Annotated in this window: 17 protein-coding genes; 11 read left to right on the top strand and 6 right to left on the bottom strand. The window is 38.6% G+C overall.

The features are described 5' to 3' along the window. The first annotated feature begins 234 nt into the window (after window positions 1-234). Entirely contained in the window at window positions 235-3,174 is a 2,940-nt protein-coding gene (locus tag J536_RS09325) for an insulinase family protein (RefSeq protein ID WP_002120972.1), read from the top strand. A gap of 21 nt (window positions 3,175-3,195) precedes the next feature. After that, window positions 3,196-4,347, top strand: coding sequence for a phospholipase A (locus J536_RS09320; protein WP_032062745.1), 1,152 nt, complete (start codon window positions 3,196-3,198; stop codon window positions 4,345-4,347). 39 nt (window positions 4,348-4,386) lie between these two features. Here the strand turns inward: J536_RS09320 and J536_RS09315 are convergent, their stop codons facing one another. The 3 genes from J536_RS09315 to ilvA all read right to left on the bottom strand — a co-directional run bounded on the left by J536_RS09315 (window position 4,387) and on the right by ilvA (window position 8,085). Beyond that, the gene (locus tag J536_RS09315; protein WP_032055964.1) at window positions 4,387-5,724 is read right to left on the bottom strand and encodes a TrkH family potassium uptake protein; all 1,338 of its coding nucleotides are present in this window, start codon (window positions 5,722-5,724) and stop codon (window positions 4,387-4,389) included. A gap of 18 nt (window positions 5,725-5,742) precedes the next feature. Beyond that, the gene (locus tag J536_RS09310; RefSeq protein ID WP_005069007.1) at window positions 5,743-6,393 is read right to left on the bottom strand and encodes a potassium channel family protein; all 651 of its coding nucleotides are present in this window, start codon (window positions 6,391-6,393) and stop codon (window positions 5,743-5,745) included. 144 nt (window positions 6,394-6,537) lie between these two features. Beyond that, window positions 6,538-8,085 carry a threonine ammonia-lyase, biosynthetic gene (ilvA, locus tag J536_RS09305; RefSeq protein ID WP_014206951.1) on the bottom strand — a complete coding sequence of 516 codons (1,548 nt, stop codon included), beginning with the start codon at window positions 8,083-8,085 and terminating at the stop codon, window positions 6,538-6,540. 101 nt (window positions 8,086-8,186) lie between these two features. On the opposite strand from ilvA, the gene rpiA reads away from it, so the two are divergent. Together rpiA and J536_RS09295 are read left to right on the top strand one after the other, a co-directional pair. Beyond that, window positions 8,187-8,858 carry a ribose-5-phosphate isomerase RpiA gene (gene rpiA, locus J536_RS09300; RefSeq protein ID WP_032055966.1) on the top strand — a complete coding sequence of 224 codons (672 nt, stop codon included), beginning with the start codon at window positions 8,187-8,189 and terminating at the stop codon, window positions 8,856-8,858. After that, window positions 8,858-9,538 carry a SprT family zinc-dependent metalloprotease gene (locus J536_RS09295; protein ID WP_032055968.1) on the top strand — a complete coding sequence of 227 codons (681 nt, stop codon included), beginning with the start codon at window positions 8,858-8,860 and terminating at the stop codon, window positions 9,536-9,538. The genes rpiA and J536_RS09295 overlap by 1 nt, the downstream gene beginning before the upstream one ends. Here J536_RS09295 and J536_RS09290 read toward each other — a convergent pair. Beyond that, entirely contained in the window at window positions 9,535-11,055 is a 1,521-nt protein-coding gene (locus tag J536_RS09290) for a hypothetical protein (RefSeq protein ID WP_032055970.1), read from the bottom strand. The two genes, J536_RS09295 and J536_RS09290, sit on opposite strands and share 4 nt — an antisense overlap. A 184-nt stretch (window positions 11,056-11,239) precedes the next feature. Here J536_RS09290 and argC point away from each other — a divergent pair, with 184 nt between their 5' ends. From argC to J536_RS09260, 6 genes are all read left to right on the top strand, one after another. Further along, a complete protein-coding gene (argC, locus tag J536_RS09285; protein ID WP_016805956.1) occupies window positions 11,240-12,295 on the top strand; it encodes an N-acetyl-gamma-glutamyl-phosphate reductase in 1,056 nt (351 codons plus the stop codon). A 75-nt stretch (window positions 12,296-12,370) separates the two neighbouring features. After that, entirely contained in the window at window positions 12,371-13,129 is a 759-nt protein-coding gene (locus J536_RS09280) for a DUF6776 family protein (RefSeq protein ID WP_014206946.1), read from the top strand. A 9-nt stretch (window positions 13,130-13,138) separates the two neighbouring features. Then, window positions 13,139-13,552 (top strand): ATP-dependent Clp protease adapter ClpS, encoded by a 414-nt coding sequence (clpS, locus tag J536_RS09275; protein ID WP_002121129.1) that lies wholly within the window; start codon window positions 13,139-13,141, stop codon window positions 13,550-13,552. 9 nt (window positions 13,553-13,561) lie between these two features. Beyond that, entirely contained in the window at window positions 13,562-15,838 is a 2,277-nt protein-coding gene (clpA, locus tag J536_RS09270) for an ATP-dependent Clp protease ATP-binding subunit ClpA (RefSeq protein ID WP_005073979.1), read from the top strand. A gap of 3 nt (window positions 15,839-15,841) precedes the next feature. Continuing rightward, window positions 15,842-16,204 (top strand): YnfA family protein, encoded by a 363-nt coding sequence (locus J536_RS09265; protein WP_032062743.1) that lies wholly within the window; start codon window positions 15,842-15,844, stop codon window positions 16,202-16,204. A gap of 425 nt (window positions 16,205-16,629) precedes the next feature. Next, window positions 16,630-17,685, top strand: coding sequence for a 3-deoxy-7-phosphoheptulonate synthase (locus J536_RS09260; RefSeq protein WP_005069028.1), 1,056 nt, complete (start codon window positions 16,630-16,632; stop codon window positions 17,683-17,685). A 49-nt stretch (window positions 17,686-17,734) separates the two neighbouring features. On the opposite strand, the gene J536_RS09255 is transcribed toward J536_RS09260, so the two are convergent. Both J536_RS09255 and J536_RS09250 read right to left on the bottom strand, forming a co-directional pair. Next, window positions 17,735-18,652: an alpha/beta fold hydrolase gene (locus J536_RS09255; protein WP_032062742.1), complete on the bottom strand. Its 918-nt coding sequence runs from the start codon at window positions 18,650-18,652 to the stop codon at window positions 17,735-17,737. Between the two features lie 2 nt (window positions 18,653-18,654). After that, a complete protein-coding gene (locus tag J536_RS09250) occupies window positions 18,655-19,215 on the bottom strand; it encodes a PadR family transcriptional regulator (protein ID WP_005069032.1) in 561 nt (186 codons plus the stop codon). Window positions 19,216-19,349: 134 nt separating this feature from the next. Between J536_RS09250 and J536_RS09245 the strand changes: the two genes are divergently transcribed. Then, window positions 19,350-20,265: 2,4-dienoyl-CoA reductase FMN-binding domain-containing protein (locus J536_RS09245; protein WP_032062741.1), on the top strand; the 916-nt coding region annotated here is incomplete at its 3' end.

Genomic DNA, 20,265 nt, shown 5'->3' with positions numbered 1-20,265 from the left:
TTGAGATAAAATTGATCAGCTTTTTTATTCAATGTCTATCATATACATAGAATTAAAAGCTTTTGTTCTGTTAGGATAAAACATTCATGGCTATGTGCTTGATATCAAAGCTGTGCCAATGAAAACTAATACTCAACAAAAACATAGTATTTTACTTGGCTTTTGTTCGCCAATCTCAAGCTGACTCAGGCTATAATGAGACTTATTCACTTATCCGATATGTTAGGAGATCACATGACTGTAGATGTCACTGAAACCATTTCTCAAACTGTTCACCCTGCGTTTCAGTTGCTACGTCAGCACCATGTAGAAGCATTAGATATTTTAGTGTCTGAATATAAGCATAAAGTCACAGGTGCGGTGCATTATCACTTGGCAACTGATTATGATGAAAATGTATTTCTTGTTGCTTTTAGAACCCAGCCTATGGACTCTAAAGGCACGGCACACATTTTAGAACATACGGCTTTGTGTGGATCTGAAAAGTTTCCGGTACGTGATCCATTCTTTTTAATGATTCGTCGTTCTTTAAATACTTTTATGAACGCATTTACAGCAGCAGATTGGACAGCATATCCATTCGCTACTCAAAATAAAAAAGATTTTCAAAACTTACTTTCTGTTTATCTTGATGCGGCATTTGCTGCCAATTTGAATCCACTTGATTTTGCTCAAGAAGGTATTCGTATTGAACTTGAAAATGGTCAACCTGTATATAAAGGTGTTGTTTTTAATGAAATGAAAGGTGCAATGAGTGCGCCGTCTGATCAACTTTATCATCAGTTGGCTCATCATTTATTTCCTGAAACGACCTATCATTACAACTCAGGTGGTGATCCGAAAGATATTCCTGATTTAACGTATGAGCAGTTAGTCGATTTTTATAAAGTACATTACCACCCAAGCAATGCTGTATTCATGACCTTTGGTAATCAGACAGCATATGAACTACAAGAGCAGTTTGAAAAACTAGCCCTACACAAGTTTTCTGCGGGAACAACTTTATACTCTAAGCCTGAAAAACGTTTAGCTGCACCAATTGAAGTAACAGAGAACTACGGTGTTGATAGTGATGATTTAAAAGATAAAACTTATCATGTTCTATCTTGGTTATTACCGGAAGCAAATGACATTAAATTGCGTTTAGGAATGCGTTTAGTCGAAGGGATTTTATTAGAAAATTCGGCTTCGCCACTGCGTCATTACTTAGAAACTTGTGGTTATGCTCAATCTACAGGTCCATTAATGGGCGTAGACGATAGTAATTTTGAAATGACTTTCTACTGTGGTGTTCAAGGTTCAAATCCTGAACATGCGCAAAGCTTTAGAGATGGTGTTTTAAATATTCTGCGTGATGTTGCTGCAAAACCAATTGATAGTAATTTAGTCGATGCAATTTTGCATCAAATCGAGTTACATCAACGTGAAATTAATGGTGATGGTACACCGTATGGTTTAAGTCTAATTTTAAATGGCTTAAGTGGTGCGATTCACCATAATGATCCAATCCAAATTTGGGATGTTGACAGCGCAATTGCACAAGTTAAAGAAGAGTTGAAAGACCCAATGTGGTTATCAAATCTGATTCAAACACATTTGCTCGACAACCCTCATCGCGTACAGATGACTTTAGTTCCAGACCCGACCAAGTCTGTAAAAGAGCAGGAAGCGGAAAAAGCTCGTTTAGCGGCTATTGGTGAAAAGCTAACAGATGCTGATAAGGCTGAAATCATTGCTAAGACTAAGGCTTTAGAGGAACGTCAGGACACTCCTGATAATCTTGAGTTATTGCCAAAAGTAGGTTTGGAAGATGTACCTGCTGACTTGCATATTGTGCAAGGTCAGTTACGCGAAATTATTTGTAATCGTATGGATACGCCGTTGAACTTGTACCATGCGGGTACTAACGGCATTTACTATCAACAAGTACTCATTCAGATTCCTGAAGATATTGTGAAGTCACCTTACTTCAATTTGCTTTCTATTTTGATGGGTGAAGTGGGTGCAGGCGAATATGGCTATCTTGAACTACAAAACTTGCAAACCGCTGTAAGTGGTGGTTTAGGAATGGGCGCTTCTTTACGTAGTAAAGTTGATGATAAAGATAAAATTAGTGCTTGGCTGACTTTAACGACTAAATCTTTGACTCAGAAATTTGATGCAATTCATTTATTAAAATTAGCATTTGAACAGCTTCGATTTGATGAGAAAGAACGAATTATCGAGTTACTGCAACAACGTAAAACACGTTGGCAATCTCGTTTATCTGGTTCAGGTCACAGCTATGCGATGCAGATTGCTTCTCGTAACATGAGTGCCCTGGCTCAACGTGACTATCAAAACACGGGTTTAGGTGCATTGAATTGGTTGGGTGAGCTTGTTACTAAAATTACCCAAGATGATGCCGCTTACGATGAGCTGATTGCAGAATTAAAACGTATTCATAGTAAGTTGTTGCAAGCACCTAAACAGTTCTTACTAGTGTGTGAAGAACATCAATCTGAACGTTTGGTTGAAGAAATCCAGAATGTTTGGGATAAGTTGAATGTTGATACAGCTACAACTGAGTTAACTCAAGTAGAACAAGCTAATGATAATAATCATGAAGCATGGTTAATTCAGGCAAACGTTCAATTCTGTGCGTCTGCATATCAAGCCGTAGAAGTATCACATCCAGATGCGGCTCCATTAATGGTATTGGCAGCTTATTTACGTAACGGATTCTTGCACAGTGCTATCCGTGAAAAAGGTGGTGCTTATGGCGGCGGGGCTAGTTATGATGGAAATGCTTGTTCATTCCGTTTCTTTAGCTACCGTGACCCACGTTTAGCAGAGACGTTTAAAGACTTTGAAGCAAGCGTGCAATGGTTATTAAATACAGAGCAACAACCTCATCAGCTTGAAGAAGCAATTCTTGGTTTAGTGGCAAGTATGGATAAACCAGGCTCTCCAGCAGGTGAAGCGATTACAGCATGTTATGCATTGTTGCATGCGAGAACACCAGCTTTCCGCCGTACTTTGCGTGAAAGATTGTTGCATGTAACATTGGATGATTTAAAACGTGTTGCTCGTCAATATTTAGTAGAGCAAACTCCTGTAAAAGCTGTAGTTGCGCCATTTGCTAAACGTGATGAATTGCAGCAATTAGGTTTTACCATTCAACAAGTTAATTAAAATAAAAATTGGAGATTGAACATGGCGTTCAAACAATTTGAACGCACATCTTTACAGCTAAGCATGGGAATCGTGCTTAGCTGTTTATGTGCGTCTGTAACATATGCTGATACCTTAGCTCCAGCAAACCCTGCCACAGTTGATGCATGTGTTGCTCTTGCTTCGAATGCCGATCGTCTGGCTTGTTACGACTCTGTATTTAAACCAGCAGCTCTACCTGTTGTGCAAGCCGCTGTAGTACCTGAGCCTGTTAAAAAAATCGATCAGCCTGTTGTTCAACCAGAAACATTTAAAGAGAAGGTGGTAGATACAGTTAGTAATATTAAAGTGATTGGTAAAGCGCCTACACTTGAACCTACTACTTCTTTGCTAGATCAACGTTGGGAGTTATCTGAAAAAAGTAAACTCGGTGTTTGGAATATTCGTGCTTATCAGCCAGTCTATTTACTACCTGTATTTTGGACCAGTGACAAGAATGAATTCCCGAGTAGTCCAAATCCAAATAACACTGTAACGGATGCTCAGAATCTGAAATCAACAGAAAGTAAGTTTCAGATTTCTTTGAAAACCAAAGCTTGGGAAAATATTTTTGGAAATAATGGTGATTTGTGGGTAGGGTATACACAATCTTCACGTTGGCAGACGTTCAATGCTGAAGAATCTCGCCCATTCCGTGAAACGAACTATGAGCCAGAAGCAAGTTTAATGTTTAGAACGAACTACGAGTTGCTTGGTTTGGATGGACGTTTGCTTGGAGTTACCTTAAACCATCAGTCAAATGGTCGTTCAGATCCATTATCTCGTAGCTGGAACCGTGTAATTTTTAATGTTGGATTGGAGCGTGGTAATTTTGCTTTAATGCTTCGTCCATGGATTCGTCTTGAAGAAGATAGTAAAGATGATAATAATCCGGATATGGAAGATTACATTGGTCGTGGTGATTTAACAGCGTTTTATAAGTGGAAGCAGAATGACTTCTCTTTAATGCTGCGTCATTCATTGAAAGGTGGTGATGACTCTCATGGTGCTGTGCAATTTGACTGGGCTTTTCCAATCAGTGGCAAGTTACGCGGACATTTCCAGTTGTTTAACGGTTATGGTGAAAGCCTAATTGATTATAACCATCGAGCAACTTATGCTGGTTTGGGTGTATCGCTCTTGAATTGGTACTAAGAAGCTATAAGAAAAGCCGCTTTTAAAGCGGCTTTTTTATTATCCAATTTGAATATTGGCTTGAGGATGTTTGAGTCGACTCTTTTTCGGAGTAGCGATTAAATAGGCGAGTGTTAAAGGTCCAAGCCTTCCAGCAAACATGAGTAGGCTTAAAATGAATAAACTACCGTTATGTAAATCTGGTGTGATTCCACGAGAGAGACCCACTGTACATGCCGCTGAAACAACCTCAAAAAGCAAGTTCATAAAATCTGCTTTAGGTTCTAAGAGCAAAAGAGTAAAGAAGCCTATAAAAATCAGTATGCTCGTAATAGCAGTCACTGCTAATGCTTTATAGGTCGTTTCGTGAGATACAGAGTGGTTAAATATTCTAATTTCATCTGTACGGCGTAAAAATGAAATTACACTAAGTACTAAGATGACAAAGGTGCCAACTTTGATTCCACCAGCTGTACTCAGTGAACCACCACCAATAAACATTAGTAACATCATTAGTAATGAGCTACTGTTGGTCATTGCACCTGTATCAATGGTATTGAAGCCTGAAGATCGTGGAACGGTTGCCTGAAACCAAGCGTTTAATGCTTGTTCACCTGAGTTTAACATCCCTAAAGTCGCGGGATTTTGAGCTTCTAAAGCCCATATTAAAATAAAGGCAACGAGGTTAATAATTGCAATGGTGGTAAGAATAAGTTTGCTATTTGGCGTTAGTTTTTTCCATTTTTTGTTTTGTTTAATATCCATGAGCACTAAAAAACCAAGACCACCTAAGGTGTAAAGGATGCTAATGGTTATACAAATAATATAGTTACTTTGGAAATTCATTAAACTATTGGAAAATAATGAAAAACCAGCATTGTTGAATGAGGAAATACTGTAAAAAGCCGCATAATATAAACCACGAGCAAAGCCATAGGTTGGTGTAAAAGCGGTAGTAAGAATAACTGTACCAATCAGCTCAAAAATAAGAGTATAGGTGACAACGCCTTTAGCAACAAAGGTAACTTTTGATAGGCTTGTTTGCCCGAGACTATCTTGAGCCATCATTTGCTGTTTAAGACCAACTTTTGGTGACAAACTTAATGCGGCCAATATCGCAAAAGTCATAAAACCTAAACCGCCAGACTGGATCAGTAATAAAATAATAGTTTGCCCAAAGAGAGTAAAAGACTCATGAATATTTAAAACAGATAGACCAGTAATGGTAACTGCTGAGGTGGCTGTAAAAAGCGCATCCATCCAACTGACATTGCCTGTATTCGCAAATGGCAATTTAAGCAATAAAGTGCCAAAAGTAATAAAGCCTAAAAACCCTAGCGCTAAAAGTGAAGGAGGGCTTAAATTTAACGTTTTATGAGGCTTGGGATATATAGACATATTCTAGAGTTCGTTTTCTTATAAGAAGCAATTAGAAAGTTTCTTTAACTGTGATAAATGACCTTCTAAAATAAGAATATCATGTGTTTGCAAAGTGAAATTTTCTTCAGTCTCAAACAAAATTTGCTGCTGTCTTTTCACGAGCAATGTTTTGACTTGAGGTGCCTGCTGCATAATGCCATATAAATTGATGCCGTTAAGCTTATCTGGGATTTCAATCTTGATAATGTAATGGTCATCTTCTAAAGACATATAGCGGCTTACCATAGGGTAGTTCAGAGCTTGAGCAACTCTTACGCCCATATCTTCTTCAGGATGAATAATCTTATTGATATTAAGGTGTGACAAAATGGTGTGATGAGCTTTGGTTTTTGCTTTTACCCAAATTTTATCAATTCCTAAATTTTTTAAGTTCAACACACACAAAATACTGGCTTCAATATCTTCACCAATTGCGACTACAACAGCATCACAATTTTGGATATTCAATTCGTCAAGCACATGTTCATCGGTAGCGTCAGCAATGACGGCATGAGTTAAAACGTCGGCAAGATTTTCGACATTCTTTTTTACCGTATCGATGCCAATAACATCATGATTCAATTTTGTGAGTTCTTGAGCAACTGTGGCTCCAAAACTACCTAAGCCAATGACTGCAAACTGTGCCATGTTGGTCCTTTTTTCCGAGTTAGATCATTATTTTTAAGGATATTTTCTTTAAGATAAAGAGATGCAATGTAAAGATGATAGAAATATAAAAAGATTGTATAAAAAAGCCGACAACTTTGTCGGCTTCTTCATCAAAATTAAAGATTATTTTAAGAAGCGTTTATAGCCGACGTTATCAGTAATTTCTGCATACGGATAATTAATCTGCTCGAGAGTCTCAATCAATCCATCAGGGTTTTGTTTAGCATCTGTTGCTTGTAAGCCAACTAATACACGACCTTCAGCAGCGCCGTGATTACGGTAATGGAAGAGGGTAATGTTGTGGGTTGGACCTAAACGAGTTAAGAAGGTTAAGAGCGCACCAGGTCGTTCAGGGAACTCAACACGGAACAATCTTTCATCATCTAGATTTGCATGACCACCAATTAAATAACGAATATGTAATTTGGCAACTTCATCGTCAGAAAGGTCATCTACAATATAATCTTGCTGTTTTAATTGTTCCAAAATTTCATGGCGCTCTGCATCTCCACCTTTTAAACTAATACCGACGAATACTTGTGCTTCCTCTGTATTGTTTGCTCGGTAGTTAAACTCAGTAATATTGCGGCCTTGTAAAGCACGGCAGAAGCCTAAGAATGCGCCTTTTTCTTCAGATAAGGTAACTGCATAAATCGCTTCGCGTTGCTCACCTAACTCGGTACGCTCAGCAATATAACGGAGGCGGTCAAAATTCATATTGGCGCCGCACACAATCGACACCATATTTTTATTACTGATTTTATGTTCGTGAATATATTTTTTGATACCCGCTAAAGCCATTGCGCCAGAAGGTTCAACAATGCTGCGGTTTTCATCAAATGTGTCTTTAATTGCTGCACAAATTTCATCTGTATTCACAGTCACAATATCAGGATCAACAATCGGGCCTGAGTTATCAGATTTGCGCAAACGAATAATATCAAAAGGTAAAGCACCAATTTGGGCAACAGCCGTACCATCTGCAAATAAGCCCACGTGTGGCAAAATTACACGTTCATTTGCTTCTAAAGCTGCCTTTAAACAAGCAGACTCTTCATATTCAACGCCAATAACTTTTACATGCGGTGCAACTTCTCCAAGGTAAGCTGCTACGCCTGAAATAAGGCCACCACCACCTACGGCAACAAACACGTACTCTACATCACGCCATTGACGTAAAATTTCATTGGCAATTGTGCCTTGACCTGCAATGACAAGTTCATCGTCATAAGGTGGAATAAATACAAGACCTTCAACTTCAGCACGTTGTTGAGCATATTTATTTGCGATATCAAAGCTATCGCCATGTAATACGACTTGACCACCTAAGCGTTTAACAGCCTGAACTTTAATGTCAGGTGTTGTGCTTGGCATAACAATAATAGCGGGAATTCCTAGTCTTTGTCCTGACAAAGCTACGCCTTGAGCATGGTTACCAGCAGAGGCGCAAATTACTCCGCGTTCAAGTTGTTCTTTTGGTAATTGACTAATACGGTTATAGGCACCGCGTAATTTAAAAGAAAAAACGGGTTGTAAATCTTCACGCTTAAAACGAATTGTATTGTTTAATTTTTGACTAATTCGTGGAGCTGCTTCGAGAGGTGTTTCAATTGCAACATCATAAACCGTTGCTTGTAAAATTTGTCGTACCACACGAGACAGCATGTTCATCTTCCCTATAACAGTTTAAAATAGGAAATTATTGTAGCAAACCCTTGTGCATTTGCGCCGTTTATTGGCGCATAAATGTCAAAAAATAGTTGAGTGATGTAATGAGCCTATATGCAACCCAAGATGAAAAGAAACAAGCTGCTGCGAAAGCTGCTTTAAAACACTTACCCAAAGGTGGCATTTTGGGTATTGGGACTGGAAGTACCGTAAACTTTCTAATTGATTTATTACCTGAATTACAATTAGAAGCGGCTGTGGCAAGTTCTCAAGCAACTGCTGATCGCCTTAAAAAACTTGGTATTGAAGTGGTTGATATGAACCATGTAGGTAGCCTAGATGCCTATGTTGATGGTGCAGATGAGATTGATCGCCATATGCATATGATTAAAGGTGGTGGTGCTGCATTAACACGTGAGAAAATCGTTGCATCAATCGCTAAGAAATTTGTATGTATTGTTGATGATTCAAAATGGGTTGATCAACTTGGACGTGATTTCCCATTACCAGTAGAAGTTATTCCAATGGCACGTTCAGCTGTAGCTCGTAAATTGGTAAGTTTGGGTGGTGATCCGGTTTATCGTGAAGGTGTAGTTACAGATAACGGTAATGTTATTTTGGATGTTTTCAATCTTAATATTTTAAATGCTATTGAGCTGGAAAAAACAATTAACAATATTCCTGGTGTGGTAACTAACGGTATCTTCGCCTTAAATCCGGCAACGATTGCAATTGTTGCAACGAATAATGGTATTGAAGAGCGTACAGCACAGTAATGTCTGCAAAAATGCCAGAGATTAAAATCGTTCGACACGTAAGAGCACGAAAATTGCGCTTACGTGTTGAGCCTGCTTCAATCCGTCTTACGGTTCCTTTATTTTGTAGTAAAAAACAAATTCAGCATTTTTTAGCACAATCTGAACAATGGTTAACCGAGACATGGAATAAGCAACAAAACGTCCAATCGGCATCCATTGAAATTCCTTCGGAAATTTATTTCTTTAATAAAGAACAGCCATTTCAAGTGATTGTTCAAAAGCAGCATCGTGTTTTTCAATTCGACTGGGAAAACAATTCTTTATTTATTAAAAACACACAGCCATATTTGGCATTGCAAAACGCAGTTATTGCCTATGCGAAACAAGAATTACCAGAGCTTTTAAAAGAATTAAGTGAGCACACTCATTTGGCTTATAGGGAGTGTACAATTCGCCGCCCGAAAACTCGGTGGGGAAGTTGTAGTAGTCAGCATAATATTATGCTACATGCAGGACTGGTACTTATGTCACACGAAATTGCTCGCTATGTGGCTATTCATGAGTTAGCGCATACTAAACATTTTGACCATAGTCCTGCATTTTGGGCAGAAGTTGAAAAATACGATCCATATTTTCAAAAACACCGCAGACAACTTAAATCAAATCCATTGCCTGCATGGTGGTATGTTTCAGCTTAACTAAAGGTACATTCTAGTTGAGGTGTTTGTAAGCTATCGGGTGCTTTCCGGCTATCTAAACCTGCTTTAGCACTAATAATTTTATTTGCTTTAATAGATAATTGGATAAAGTTGTATTGTTGCGTCGTGTTATTTGGTTCGGCTGAACTTGAATTGAGTAAATAACTTGAACTAGCAGCATCTGTTTGCAATAAATTATCGGTACTATCAGCACTTAAAGCAGCACGATAAATTTGTGAACCTTTACTTAAGTCGATTTGACCGTTCGCGCGAAAATTAAGCTGACATCCAGTTGAGGTGTCTTCATAGTGGCCCACTAAATAGTCTGTAGCTGGTAGGTTTGGATCTGATAGGTTGATGCTAGTTAAGCCTTGTTTGCATGGATAGCTTGATCCATTACACGTCGCTGTGGTGGTAAACCCAACAGCTCTACGGTAATCTCCAGCACCGTCAATGCGAATGAATGTTGTTGAATTTACAGTAGGAACAATTCCTGTATATTGTTTTTTTTGTAGAAGTTCATAACCCGTCTGATCTAAAGACTGTTGTGAATTAGCCTGAGCCAATTGCAAAGTAGATGCTTTTAGGTTGGTTCCAAAGTAATCGCGCGTTACTTTTTGATTAGCTGCAATATCTAACAGCGTATTTTTTAGTGGATCAATATTATCTGGAGCAGGTGTGAAAATAGGAGTGAAGGATGTTTGATCCCCATGAAGTTTTTTCCCATCCAAAAAGCCATCTTTTAAATCAGTTGCTAAACTTTTAACAAGTTCTTGGTAGGTGTTTGCTCCGCCATGAATCGTTGACCAATATTGTAAGTAACCAAAGCTAAGATAACTATCTACATATGTACTAGGTTTAGTAGTTGAGTATCGCAACAAAGTTAAATTCAGAAGGGAATTAGCTGGACTTAAACTTGGAATGTCACCATCCTTAAACGCATTCATTAACGATTTGTAGACATCTTGAGAAGCTAAATCCACATGTAATTGCTCAATACGGGTTGGGTCAACCGTTTCTTGAGGGAGTTGTCCCGAACGTATGACAGCTCGTTGATAAACTGCTTCACTGCTTGGGCTAATGAATTGGATTCTGCCACTTACACTGTTTGGTGTAATAAATGCATGATAAATACCTGACAAATTTTGGTATTGTGGAGTAATGGGGTCAAACACTTGAGATGAGCTTTGAGTTGTAATTTCTACGCGATATAAACGATTCAATTTTGCAGTAGGAATTTTGACATTAAAGCTATTTAAACTCGCAATTGAAGTATCCACTAAAATAGCATTGTTGGTATTGTCATATACTTTAAGCTGGATATTACGCATTTCTACAGGGGTTTTTAAAGTAACATCAGTTGTTGCTTCAGGTGTAGGGTCAACTGGCGTTGGTGTAGTGGGTGAACTGCCTCCACTACTACCTCCACCTCCGCAACCAGTAAGGGCTACACTTAAAATAAATGTGCTCAAGCCAAGGTACGTGCGTAATTTTGTTTCTTTTGATTGATGAAGCATCCTAGCTCTCCAAAAATTAATCTGGTATTTATTTGCTGATATTTATGTGGTTATGACAGTCCAGTAAGTGCTATCTGATTGTCGCTAAAATTAAAAAAATTAAAATTACTAAGCATGAAATGGTTTTGTAAGCTTGGACATCCTGTCATACTACTGCTCAAGTATAGATTCAAAAATTGAGGTAATGCACGTGATTTCTGTCGGAATTGTTGGTGGAACGGGTTATACAGGCGTTGAACTATTACGTATTTTATTACGACATCCTAAAGCGCAGGTTCGAGTTCTTACTTCACGTACAGAAGCGGGCAAACCAGTTGCAGATATGTTCCCTAATTTACGTGGACATACTGATCTTCAATTTTCAGATTTAAACATTGATGCATTAAAAGAGTGTGATGTTGTATTTTTTGCAACGCCACATGGTGTTGCCATGCAACATGCCAAAGATTTAATTGCAGCTGGAACTAAAGTTATTGATTTAGCAGCAGACTTTCGCTTACAAGATCTTGAACAATTTGAAAAATGGTATGGTATGGAGCATGCTTGCCCAGATGTACTAAAAGATTCTGTATATGGTCTAACTGAGTTAAACCGCGAAAAAATTAAACAAGCTCAAGTTATTGGTAACCCTGGTTGCTATCCGACGACTGTTCAATTAGGTTTAGCGCCACTATTAAAATCAGCACAAGCACTCATTGAAACCAAAAATATTATTATTGATGCGAAGTCTGGTGTTTCGGGTGCTGGCCGTAAAGCAAGCTTGGGCATGATTTATAGTGAAAACGCTGATAACTTTAAAGCATATGGTGTTGCAGGTCATCGTCACCATCCAGAAATTGTAGAAGCCTTAGAAAATATTGCAGGACAAAAGGGCGGGTTTGATGGACTCTTATTTGTTCCTCATCTAGTACCTATGATTCGCGGTATGCTGAGTACAATTTATGTAGATTTGACAGAAGCTGGTAAGCAGACAGACTTACAAGCTTTGTATGAAAACTTCTATGCTAATGAAAAATTCGTAGATGTTATGCCTGCAAATAGTTCACCTGAAACACGTAGTGTACGCGGTGCGAATGAACTTCGTATTGCATTATATAAACCACAACCAAATAAACTGATTATTTTGGCGGCTCAAGATAACCTTGTAAAAGGTGCATCTGGTCAGGCTGTACAAAATATGAACCTTATGTTTGGCTTTAATGAAGATGAAGGCTTACAAGGGATTGGTTTATTACCATAAAAAACTCTTTTTTGCTTCACACACATTTAAATTTCGATTTAAATGTGTGTCTTGACTCTGATCTTGAACACTGAGATGACGATGCAAAACTCTGGACAGACGACTTCAGCAGAAAGTTCGTTGCAAAAGAAAAAATTTTTAAACACCAATAAGCCTTTGTTTATTGGTGCTGCTATTTTAATGAGTGGTTGTTTTGCGCTCGGCTATACAATTGGGCACCGTCAAGGTTTAACTGTTGTCGGTTACGATGCAGATGCGGAGCAATTGGTTGAAGTGGTGCAAAAGCAAAAAACAGCCTTAGATGCAGTTAACAAAAGCCTTAATGCAGCGGTGCAAGAGCGTGATGTGGCTGTGACGAATGCAAATGATCTATTTGAAGCGCTTAATCAAGCGAACGCCGATAAGACTCAGCAAGAAGGTATGAGTAATATCTACCGTGAGATTTTGAGACAGCGCGGTGGTTTGAGCTTAACAATCCAAAATCTGGCAATTAAGCCTTTACCTGAAAATGCTTATGAATATCAACTAGATTTAGTTCAAGTAAGTCCAAGTAAGCGCCGTGCTTTAGGATCGGTTGAAATCAGATTGATCAAAGATACTGAGGTTTTAGTCGTACCACTTGAAGCGAAGAACTTTAACTTTACTGACTTTGAGCGCTTAACAGGTCGTTGGACAATGCCTAAAGGTTTCACGCCTCAATTTATTGAAGTGCGTTTAACTGGTGGCTCTGATACACCGATTATTAAACGTTTTAGTTGGCAGCGTGGTAAACCTGTCGAAACATCTTCTGCTTTCGTGGCAGAAATTCCTCAAGCTGAAGCAAATTCACAATAGTAACATCCTATGCGAACAAATAAGCGTCAAACAAACTTAAAAGATATCAAGGCTTCTTTTCAGCAGTCTGGCTATGTCGATTGGCACTTCCACCCACGCTTAAGTGATTCGCAAAACGAAGATCATGATGGAGAGGTTGTTGTACAAACAGCCCCTCCTGAACTCAAGCGTCCCCCATTATATGCAGTCGTATTAATGAATGACGATTACACTCCAATGGACTTTGTAATTGAAATTTTACAACAATACTTTGCAATGAATCTTGACCAAGCAACTCAAGTAATGCTAACAGTACACTATGAAGGTAAAGGTATTGCCGGAGTCTATCCAAGAGACATCGCGGAAACTAAGGCAAACCTTGTTAATAATTACGCTCGATCGCAAGGTCATCCATTACTTTGCCAGATTGAGCCTAAAGCATAAGGGGGTTACATGCTCAGTCGTCAATTAGAAGTATCATTACGTTTGGCTGTTAGCATGGCTCGTCAAAAGAGACATGAGTTTCTTACAGTTGAACATTTATTATTAGCACTACTCGACAACGATTCAGCCGTGAATGCATTAAAAGCATGTGGGGCTGATATAGTTTCTTTGCGTAAAGAATTAGAAGAATATGTAGAACAGCATACTCCTAAGCTTGGCGAAAATAGCGAGCAAGCGCCTCATCCAACAGAAAGTTTCGACCGCATTTTGCAACGTGCTATTTTTCACGTGCAATCAAGTGGCGGCGATCGTACTGTTGAAGGTGCAGATGTTTTGGTCGCAATGTATTCAGAGCGTGATTCTTTTGCTGTGTATTTACTTAAACGTCATCAAATCAATCGTTTGACATTGACTCAATACTTGTCTCATGGGACACGTAAAGACGAAGTACAAGTTGAAGAAGAAGTTGAAGATATTGAAGGTGAAACTAGCGCAAGCAATGCAGGGCCACTTGAGCTTTATACGCTGAATCTAAATGTTGAAGCGCAAAAAGGCAAAACTGACCCATTGATTGGTCGTGAAAAAGAAATTGAGCGTACAGCTCAAATTCTGTGTCGCCGTCGCAAAAACAATCCATTGCTTGTGGGTGATCCAGGTGTGGGTAAAACCTCGATTGCTGAAGGTTTGGCATGGTTAATTGTGAATGGTAAAGCACCTAAACCTTTAAGTCAGGCTGAAATTTATAGTCTGGACATTGGTGCATTAGTTGCTGGAACTAAATATCGTGGTGACTTTGAAAAACGTTTAAAACAGTTGCTTAATGCATTGAAGAAAAATCCAAATGCGATTTTATTCATTGATGAGATTCATATGATCATTGGTGCAGGCTCAAGTATGGGCAGCACAATGGATGCTTCAAATCTTATTAAGCCAGCTTTAGCTAATGGTACTTTACGTTGTATTGGTTCAACGACTTTCCAAGAATATCGTCAGGTTTTTGAAAAAGACCATGCGTTATCACGTCGTTTCCAAAAAATTGATGTCAATGAGCCAAGTATTTCGGAAACAATTGATATTTTACGTGGATTGAAAACTAAGTTTGAAGATTTTCACCACGTACAATATGACGATAAGGCTTTGGTATCAGCTGTAGAGCTTTCTGCTAAGTTCATTAATGATCGTTTCTTGCCAGATAAGGCAATTGATGTCATTGATGAAGCAGGTGCTCAACGCCGTTTGAAAGCTGAAAGTGATGATAGCTTGATTACTGTAGAGAATATCGAAGATATCGTTTCTAAGATTGCTCGTATTCCACCAAAAACTGTGTCTAAAGATGATAAGTCAGTGCTTGAAAATCTTGAGCGTGATTTGAAACGTGTGGTGTTTGGTCAAGATGAAGCAATTACTGCATTAGGCTCAGCGATCAAGTTATCTCGTGCTGGATTGAAGTCACCAGATAAACCAGTGGGTAGTTTTGTTTTTGCTGGTCCAACAGGTGTAGGTAAAACTGAGGTTACTAAGCAACTCGCTAAATTATTGGGTGTAGAGCTTGTACGTTTCGATATGTCTGAATATATGGAACGTCATGCAGTTTCACGCTTAATTGGTGCACCTCCAGGGTATGTGGGTTATGACCAAGGTGGTTTGCTTACTGATGCGATTCACAAAAATCCACATTGTGTCTTGTTGCTTGATGAAATTGAAAAAGCACATCCAGATGTGTTTAATCTATTACTACAAATCATGGATCATGGCGCTTTAACGGATAACAATGGACGTAAGTCAGACTTTAGAAATGTGATTATTGTTCTGACTACGAATATTGGAGCAGAAAGTATTTCTCGCGCGAGCATTGGTTTCACTGAACAAGATCATAGTTCTGATAACCAAGAAGCGATGAAACGTGCTTTCTCTCCAGAGTTCCGTAACCGTCTAGATGGTGTTATTCAATTTAAAGCATTGCCAACAACTGTGATTGAGTCTGTAGTCGACAAATTCTTGACAGAACTACAAGCGCAATTGGATGAAAAACAAGTTGTTCTTGATGTTGATCAAAGTGCACGAGATTGGTTAGCTACAAATGGTTATGATCGTTTGATGGGTGCTCGTCCAATGCAACGTCTCATTCAAGAACACTTGAAGAAACCACTCGCTGAAATGATTTTGTTTGGTGAACTTGCAGATCATGGTGGTAACGTGGCTGTATCGGTGAAAAAAGAAGATGGCAAAGCTGTCGGCTTAAAACTTGAAGTGTTTGAAGATCATCATACAGCAGAACCAGCATAACTTATGTTAATTGATAGTCTTGCTATAACCCGAATACTCAGTGTATTCGGGTTATTTATTATCACAGCAATTGCTGAAATTCTTGGTTGTTATTTTCCTTATCTGATTTTAAAAGAGGGTAAGTCGGCTTGGCTGTGGCTACCTACTGTCTTAAGTCTGGCTATCTTTGTATGGTTGTTGACCCTACACCCAGCAGCTTCTGGGCGCATTTATGCGGCCTATGGCGGTATCTATATTTTTACTGCGCTTATGTGGCTACGCTTTGTTGATCAGGTGGGATTAACAAGATGGGATATATTAGGTGGTCTAATAGTGCTTTGTGGAGCTGGTTTAATTATTTTGCAACCTCAAGGGTGGATTCGTTAATGCACCATTGAATCAAATCTTAAGCGAGCAAATAAGAAGTTTTTTTCAAAAAAAAGACTTGTCAAACTCATCAACAATGCGTATTTTAGATTTAAGGAACATTTTTTAATATTTGAGATAAAGATGTTAAATCAATCTGTGAACACTAACGCTTATTATTACTTTTGGCAATTTAGATAGTTGCCTGAGCGTATTCGGGCATGAGAAAGTTGCCCATCACAGTTAATACCTGATCGGCAACCCCGATCAGGTTTTTTTATGCTTTATCTTTTTAGAATCGAGGAACTTAAAATGAACAACATGACTTATTCGTACTTTAGCAACTTTTATTGGTTTTACTTTTGCTTACCTTTACCAACGAATAGATCCAAAACGCTCAAATAAATGATCGGACTGAGTAGATTGCAGTCCCAAGGAAAAAACCAATGAATGCCCTAAATACTTTACTGACTCAAACCAATACAAAAGAAACACCAGTTAGTTTACCTATCCAGTTAAAAGCGAAATACCCGCTTGCACACTCTTTCGCACGTCAAATTGCCGAACATCGCCAAATTATTCAAAATATTCTTAACGGCAACGATCATCGTCTAATGGTAATTACAGGGCCTTGTTCAATTCATGATCCAGTTGCAGTACTTGAATACGCTGAAAAACTGCAAAAATTACAAGAAAAAGTTAAAGATCAGATTTTTATCGTGATGCGTACATACATTGAAAAACCACGTACCACAGTTGGTTGGAAAGGGTTCATGTATGATCCAAATTTAGATGGTTCATCAAATTTACAACTTGGTTTAGAAAAGTCTCGTGAACTCTACCTACAGATTATTGAAAAGGGTTTGCCAATTGCGAGTGAAATTTTAAGTCCAATGGCAACTGGCTATTTTGATGATTTATTGGCTTGGGGGGCAATTGGTGCTCGCACAAGCGAATCTCAGATTCACCGTGAAATCTCAAGTCATATGCCATACAGTATTGGTTTCAAGAATGGTACTGATGGTTCTATTCAGATTGCACTAGATGCGATTCAATCCGCGCAAAATGAACATCAATTTTTAGGAATGAATCAACAAGGCTTGCCTTCAGTGATTCAGAGTGCCGGAAATCCATTACCTCACTTGATCTTGCGTGGTGCGAATCATGGGCCAAATTACGATTTGGCTTCAATTCAGGCGATACGCGAAAAGTACAAACAGAATTTACCTGCACTGGTGATTGATTGTAGTCATGGTAATAGTGGGAAAGATCCGTTGCGTCAGCCAGAAGTTTTACAGCAAATCGTTGCTGAACGTTTAAAAACACAAGTTCGAGGTGTCATGATTGAAAGTCATTTGGTTGATGGTAACCAAAAGATTTCTTGTGATATGACTTATGGCCAGTCAGTAACTGATGGTTGTTTAGGGTGGGAAAAAACAGAGCAGCTTTTATTAAATGTCTCGAAGCAATTAAAGACAAAAGAATTAGCTCATTCCGCTTAATTATTTATGGGCTTTAAAAAGGGATCTGTAGATAGATCCCTTTGTTTTTTTAAGAAGCATGCTTGAGTTCGGATAAGAATGTAGTGATTTCATGCCCAAACTTTTTAGGCTCGGTTAATAAAGGTGTATGGCCTGAACGTTCAAAATATATTGCTTTTGCATGCTCAACGCTATGTGCAATTAGTGTCTGACCAGTTTCTGGATAAAGTGTCGAATTACGACCAATAAAGAAAGTGGTAGGACATGCTAACTGCTGAATTGCTTCTCGATAATCTTCATTATGATAAAGATAGTTTTCAACATACCAAAACAAGTAATCTAAACGTTGAATAGGTAATAAATATTTTTGTAAAAAAGGCTGTTTTAAAGCTGTTTTAAAAACTAGTGGACTAAATGGATTGCTACTTTGTAACTCAATAAAATCTACCCATAGACGGACTAGTTCTTGTCGATCTGGAAGTGATAGCTCATAAAGATATTTGGCGTTTTTATGCTTTAGCAATAATTGATAAATATCATTTAATAATTGTTTGAACTGGGTGTGAAGAGGGCCGAATAAACCATATTCCCAAGTCGAATCTACTGATATTTTTGGTGTCTGATCAATATGTAAATAGGCTTTTAACTGCTGTGCCAGTTGCGCATGTTTCATGCCATGCATGGCAGTTGTTGCGCCCATTGAATAACCCATCAAGATAAAGTTATCAAGTTTTAATTGATCTATTAAATGAGCAACATCTTGCCAATGACTAGAAATGGCATCTTGCTCGGGAATTGCACAATTCTTTGATCCACCGAAACCACGCCAGTCTGGAATAATAAACTCATATCCTTTGCGGTTTGCATAAATAAACGGTAGCCACTGCCAACTTTGCATGCCAAGGCCAGATAAAACCAAAACAGGCTCACCACGACCAACACGGCGTACAAATAAATTTTCCCGATCGGGCATGGTGTAATACGGCATGGCTATTCTCCAGATGGGTTATCTTGGGCAAAGCGTTTTAATTGAGGGATGACTTGTTCCAACCATTTGATCCATTCACTTTCCATCGTAATTCCAAGTTCTAAGATCATTTTGTGGATGTATAACACACGGTCATTTAGATCATCACTGTCTTTAAAATCTTTATCATAAATACTTTGATAAAGTTTGAGCTTCTCTTGATGTAAACCAAGATGCCTTAACAGTTCAGGTAATATCTGATTATTGCTCAATTGTGCTTCTGCACGCAATCTAACCATTAAATCATCACGAAGCTGTGCAGGTTCACTTTGTTGCGTCATCCATGAGGCTAGTTCTATACGACCCAGTTGTTCGACCTGATAGGTTTTTTTTCGGCCATTATCCATTTCATTTTCTAAAGTGGAAACCCAGCCTTTTTTAAGCATGTTATTGAGTTCACGATAAATTTGCTGGTGAGTGGCATTCCAGAAAAAGCCCATTGAGCGGTCAAAGCGACGGGCAAGTTCAAACCCCGTACTTGGACGTTCAAGCAAGCTGGTCAATAAAACATGAGGAAGTGACATGGCAATCCAGTTTGTAAGCAAAAGTAAAGTGTGACTCATGAGATTATGCAACATGTTGCATAAAAGTCAAAATTTGATTATAAATTTATGCAACAAGTTGCATTAGCAAGCTATTGCTAGCCATAGGAGAAAATATGTCAGCTTATCCACATTTATTAAAGCCACTTGATTTAGGCTTTACTACTTTAAAAAACCGTGTGCTTATGGGGTCGATGCACATTGGATTAGAAGAAGCACCGCAAGGATATGAGCGCATGGCTGCGTTTTATGCTGAGCGTGCAAAAGGTGATGTGGGTTTAATTGTAACTGGCGGTGTTTCTCCAAATGATGATGGTGTTGTATTTAGCCACGGGACCAAACTAGATACAGTTGAAGAAGCTGAAAAACATAAAGTGATTACCCAAGCTGTCCATGAAGCTGGGGGTAAAATTGCTATGCAGATTTTACATACGGGTCGTTATTCTTATCAGGCAAATAACGTTGCGCCTTCAGCAATTCAAGCACCAATTAACCCAATTAAGCCAAAAGCTTTAAGCTCTGCCGAAGTACAACAAACCATTGATGACTTTGCTAACTGCGCCAAACTTGCTCAGTATGCGGGCTATGATGGCGTAGAAATCATGGGCTCTGAAGGTTATTTAATTAATGAATTTATTGCAGCTCGAACGAATCATCGTGATGATGAATGGGGTGGTAGTTACGAAAATCGTATCCGCTTTCCAATTGAAATTGTAAAGCGCACACGTGCTTTAGTTGGTGAAAATTTTATCATTATTTATCGTTTATCTATGCTTGATTTAGTTGAAGGCGGTTCAAGTTTTGATGAAGTGATTCAGCTTGCAAAAGAAATTGAAAAAGCAGGCGCAACAATTATCAATACAGGTATTGGCTGGCATGAGGCACGTATTCCTACAATCGCAACTAAAGTTCCTCGTGCTGCATTTACTTGGGTGACTGAAAAACTTAAAGGTGAAGTCTCTATTCCTTTAATTACTTCTAACCGAATCAATACGCCTGAAATGGCTGAACATGTATTGGCATCGGGTCATG

Origin of the sequence: Acinetobacter sp. 809848, assembly GCF_000581275.1 — a bacterium.
In the GTDB taxonomy this organism is placed as follows: domain Bacteria; phylum Pseudomonadota; class Gammaproteobacteria; order Pseudomonadales; family Moraxellaceae; genus Acinetobacter; species Acinetobacter pittii.
Note: the sequence above shows the minus strand (reverse complement) of the source record. Positions and strands in the feature narration are given on the sequence as shown.